Origin of the sequence: Pasteurella testudinis DSM 23072 (genome assembly GCF_900176075.1) — a bacterium.
GTDB classification, from domain to species: domain Bacteria; phylum Pseudomonadota; class Gammaproteobacteria; order Enterobacterales; family Pasteurellaceae; genus Chelonobacter; species Chelonobacter testudinis.
The window spans coordinates 1-4,446 of sequence record NZ_FWWV01000043.1 but is presented as its reverse complement, the minus strand read 5'-3'; the positions used below and the strand labels follow the sequence as shown (position 1 = coordinate 4,446).

The 4,446-nt window shown below is 45.2% G+C and carries 3 protein-coding genes; all 3 read left to right on the top strand.

Translation table 11 applies throughout. The annotated features are described in order from the left end of the window. The coding region (locus B8880_RS11180; protein ID WP_208610906.1) for a transposase at positions 1-145 on the top strand (145 nt) is incomplete at its 5' end. 131 nt (positions 146-276) lie between these two features. After that, complete coding sequence (gene purU, locus B8880_RS11175) at positions 277-1,113, top strand: formyltetrahydrofolate deformylase (RefSeq protein WP_084257680.1); 837 nt, start codon at positions 277-279, stop codon at positions 1,111-1,113. Between the two features lie 413 nt (positions 1,114-1,526). Beyond that, positions 1,527-2,432 (top strand): OmpA family protein, encoded by a 906-nt coding sequence (locus B8880_RS14775; protein ID WP_084257679.1) that lies wholly within the window; start codon positions 1,527-1,529, stop codon positions 2,430-2,432. The last annotated feature ends 2,014 nt before the right edge of the window (positions 2,433-4,446 follow it).

The following is a 4,446-nucleotide window of genomic DNA, read 5'->3' as shown; positions in this document are numbered from 1 at the left end:
ACATTTTTGGGCAAAGGGTTATTATGTAAGTACAGTGGGTTTAAATACAAAAGTGGTAGAGGAATATATCAGGAATCAGGAAAAAGAAGACATGATTCAAGATAATTTATCGAAGAAAGAATATGTGGACCCCTTTAAGGGGTAAGCCACAGAGTTATTGTGCAGTTGTCAGTCTTTTCACATGCCCCTTGAGGGGCATGTGAAGTACTAGGCCCTTATAGGGTAGCCGAAAAACCGCACGTTTCACGTGCGGATTGTTATTATGAAGAAAAATATATGATTGAAAATAAAATATTATTAACCGAATGCTCCGATGATAAAGGACTGGTCGCTAAAATAACCAACATTTGTTATAAGCATCAACTCAATATTACCCATAATAGTGAATTTGTCGATAACGGCAGCAAACGCTTTTTTATGCGGACGGAATTAGAAGGTATTTTTAATGATGAAATGTTGAATACCGAATTAAATCTGGCATTACCGGTCGGTGCCAAATACAGCATAATTACCCGTAAAACCAAGCGGATTGTTATTCTGGTCACCAAAGAAGCCCATTGTCTGGGTGATATTTTAATGAAAAACTACTACGGCGGTTTAGACGTAGAAATTGCAGCCGTGATTGGCAACCATGATTCATTGCGTGAACTGGTCGAGCGGTTTGATATTCCGTTTCACCATGTCAGCCATGAAAATTTGACCCGAGAACAGCATGATCAACTTTTGGCGGAGAGAATTGATCAATATCAGCCGGATCTGATTGTCTTGGCAAAATATATGCGGGTGCTCAATCCGAAATTCGTCGAGCGTTATCCGAATCGGGTGATCAATATCCATCATTCGTTTTTACCGGCGTTTATCGGGGCGAAACCTTATCAGCAAGCCTATGAAAGAGGAGTGAAAATTATCGGTGCAACCGCCCATTTCATTAATAATGAGTTGGATCAAGGACCGATCATTATGCAAAACGTGATTAATGTTGATCATACCTACGATGCCAAAGCGATGATGCGTGCCGGCCGTGATGTTGAGAAAAGCGTCTTGACCCGTGCACTCGATTTGGCACTTAATGATCGTATTTTTGTTTACGAGAACAAAACGGTTATTTTGTAAATCCACGCAATAATTCTCACCTTTAATAGTTTCTCTATGTGACTATCTATAAGCATTATCAATATAGAGAGACTATTCCCTTCGAATGTAAAATTGAATAAAAAAAGCCTACGGCGTTAAAGTCAGCGTTATCTCTAGGTATATAGCTTGACTCCATTTGACTGCCCGTCGCCATTAGTTTTTTAATTTACAATAAGCGTCATTAGATTGGCATAATGCGCCGTTTGTAGGTTTACATTAAAAAAATGAAAATTTATGATTGAGAACCCACTTGCCATATGATATAAAGACTTTGGTAAAATAAGGTGTATGTATGTATGTATGTATGTATGTATGTATGTATGTATGTATGTATGTATGTATGTATGTATGTATGTATATTGTAAATTAGTTTGGTTTGAGAGGGGTTTTAGATGAAGCAATATCTTGCGATCGCCATCGCATTTTTTACGTTGAGTGCATGTTCACTTCCTCAACGAGGGGAAAACCAACCGATTGAAAGTTGGAATAATAAGGTATCAGCTACAATTAGTACACAAGAGGTTACTTCAAATCAAGGGCTGGTTGTTTTCTATCGCCCAGCGAATATTGATGGTCCGGCCGTGAATGTTTATATCAACGGGGATTATCAAACTTCATTACTGGAGAATGGTTTTAGTGCAATTGCATTATGCGCCGATCAAAACTTTTTCAGTTCTTCGTTAAGCACCAATCAGAAAGGCGGCAACCGCACTCAGGGCGTTAAATTTATCTCTCCAAGCAAACAAATCACCTACATTAAAGTAAAACAAGTCAGAAAAGGCATCCCTGTTTTCGAATTTGTCAAACCTGAAGTTGCGACTACCGAGTTGGCGGGTTTACAAATGCAAGCACAAACGTTGTCACGCGTGAAACAGCAAGATTGCAGCACTACCGATTATGCCTTGCTTGCCACACAGGTTAACTCAAATATTGCTTTCCCGTTGAACAAACACGGTTACAGTGATTTATCAGCCGCAGGACAACAGGATATACAGCAATTTGCTCAAACAATCAAAAGCTTAAATCAACAAGCTGTAAGTCGGGTTGTCGTCAACGGCTATACTGATCCGGAGGGTTCAGAGGCTTATAACCAAAAATTATCGGAAAAACGTGCGACAACAGTCAGTAATGCACTGAAACAAGAAGGTGTGAATTTACCGGTTGTTGTGGTCGGCTACGGAGAAAAAGCGCTTGTGGTTGATAGTTGCGCGGCTGACTTCCCTAATAATAAAGTGGCAAGAAACGAATGTAATTTGCCAAACCGTCGGGTAGAAGTTGTTGTTTATGGTCAGGAATAATCATAACGCAATCAATTAAACAAACCAATTTTCAAAAATAGTTAAGCGTTAGGCAGGTTTAACGTTGCCTTTACGGGAAATTAATCTTTAAAAAAATCAGGGTTAAAAATATGTCAACAACTTTAAAAGTATTGAATGCCAAAACTGAAATTGCTTCTTACAATGTCGTGAATGGTGAAACTTTAATAATTCAAGCACAAGATGAAGTCAATTATCAACTAATTGATAACTCAACCGGCTTGGGGCCGCAAAATATCATTGCCAAACGTGTTGGCAATGATTTACAAATCCTGCTGGATAATGGAGATATGGTTCCGGATGTCATTATCGAAGACTACTATGGTGATGAAGATCCTGCGACTGTGACTAATTTAGTGGTCGGTCAGCATGAAAACGGCAATATGTATGCCTATGTACCCGAATCAGGGCAAACCTATGATGCGGTCAGCATGTTGGCAGAGCAAATGTCTGCACCACAAGCATTAGGCGGTGACGAAATTAGTGGCTTGTGGGTGTTCAGTCCGTGGTGGTTATTGGCTTTGATTCCTTTAGCTGCGGTGGCGATCGCGGCAGGCAATAGCGGTGGCAGCAGCGATAGCAAAGATACCACCCCGCCGGTCAAACCGATCATTGACACTAAAGATGACGGTAGCGTTACCGTCACTCCGGCTGGCGATGCCAAAAATGCTACCGTGACTTATACCGACGAAGACGGCAATACCCAAACTGTGACCATCGAAAAAGGCAATGACGGCAAATGGGAACCCAAAGGCGAACTGCCCGACGGCGTGACCGTTGACCCGGATACCGGTGTGATTACTATTCCTGATGAAGCCATCAAAGGTGGCAGCGATGTGACCGCGACCAACAGCGATGAAGCGGGCAACGAAAGCAGCGACACCAAGACTTCGGTCGATACCGATGCGCCGAATGCACCGGTAATTGATGCCAAAGACGACGGTTCTGTGACGGTGACACCGGCTGACGACGCCACCGAAGCGACCGTGACCTACACCGACGAAGACGGCAACACCCAAACCATCACCATCGAGAAAAATGATGACGGCAAATGGGAACCCAAAGGCGAACTGCCCGACGGCGTGACCGTTGACCCGAATACCGGTGTGATTACTATTCCTGATGAAGCCATCAAAGGTGGCACTGATGTGACCGCCACTAACAGCGATGAAGCGGGCAACGAAAGCAGCGACACCAAGACTTCGGTCGATACCGATATTTCTGAGACGCCGCCGACCGTAACCATTCCGGAAGCAGATGACGGTGGCATCAACGCCGAAGAGATCGACGACGGCGTACAAGTTGACGTGACCATTCCGAAAGGTACTGAGCCGGGCGACACCGTGACTGTGACCGTTACCGATTCAGACGGCAACACTTCAACCGTGACCCACACCGTTACCCAAGAAGATGTCGACAACGGCAGCGCCGAAGTGACGGTACCGAAAGACGTGTTTGACACCGACGGCGACGGCAAAACCGACGACGGCGAATACACGGTTGACGCCGAAATCAGCGATGATGCCGGCAATAGCAGCGGCAAGAGCGATCCGGTNACTGTCGATGTGGACACCACTATCCCGGGCGACACCGATGGTGACGGCACCGTTGANGAAAAACCGGTGGTGACTATCCCTGAAGCGGAAGACGGCATCAACGCCGAAGAGATCGACGACGGCGTACAAGTTGACGTCACCATTCCGAAAGGCACTGAGCCGGGTGACACCGTGACTGTGACCGTTACTGATTCAGACGGCAACACTTCAACCGTGACCCACACCGTGACCCAAGACGATATTGACAACGGCAGNGCCGAAGTGACGGTACCGAAAGACGTGTTTGACACCGACGGCGACGGCAAAACCGACGACGGCGAATACACGGTTGATGCTGAAATCAGCGACGATGCCGGCAATAGCAGCGGCAAGAGCGATCCGGTNACTGTCGATGTGGACACCACTATCCCGGGCGACACCGATGGCGACGGCACCGTTGA

What these genes read in the sequence shown, in the direction of transcription:
- purU (WP_084257680.1), top strand. Translation starts at nt 277, where the DNA reads ATGATTGAAAATAAAATATTATTAACCGAATGCTCCGATGATAAAGGA.
- B8880_RS14775 (WP_084257679.1), top strand. Translation starts at nt 1,527, where the DNA reads ATGAAGCAATATCTTGCGATCGCCATCGCATTTTTTACGTTGAGTGCA.